The 288-nt window shown below is 43.8% G+C and carries 1 protein-coding gene; it reads right to left on the reverse strand.

Going from position 1 to position 288, the window contains the following annotated elements; translation table 11 throughout:
* Window positions 1–208: hypothetical protein (locus tag AOA61_RS31870; protein WP_218197361.1), on the reverse strand; the 208-nt coding region annotated here is incomplete at its 3' end.
* Window positions 209–288 lie beyond the last annotated feature (80 nt).

Genomic DNA, 288 nt, shown 5'->3' on the forward strand with positions numbered 1-288 from the left:
TTCCCACAAAGCTTGAACTCAATCCTGTCGACGCAGCAATCATGTCACCTGAAATTGTTAACAATGATCCCGTAATGAATATAATGAATGCAGCTATTGCAAGTCCAATTTTCGCATGTTTCACTGAGATTGCAGAGGTATGGTATTTTTCTGTTAATTCTAGCTTTTCTTCTGTCGCAGCTATTTCCCCATTAGTACTGACCAGCACCGACTGATCCGGCTACTGCGGAAAGAAATACGACCAGTAACGCGCGAGCATGGCTATTTGGGGGTGGCAGCGTTAATAAC

This window comes from Pseudomonas sp. 2995-1 (assembly GCF_002742505.1).
Taxonomy (GTDB): Bacteria; Pseudomonadota; Gammaproteobacteria; order Pseudomonadales; family Pseudomonadaceae; genus Aquipseudomonas; species Aquipseudomonas sivasensis.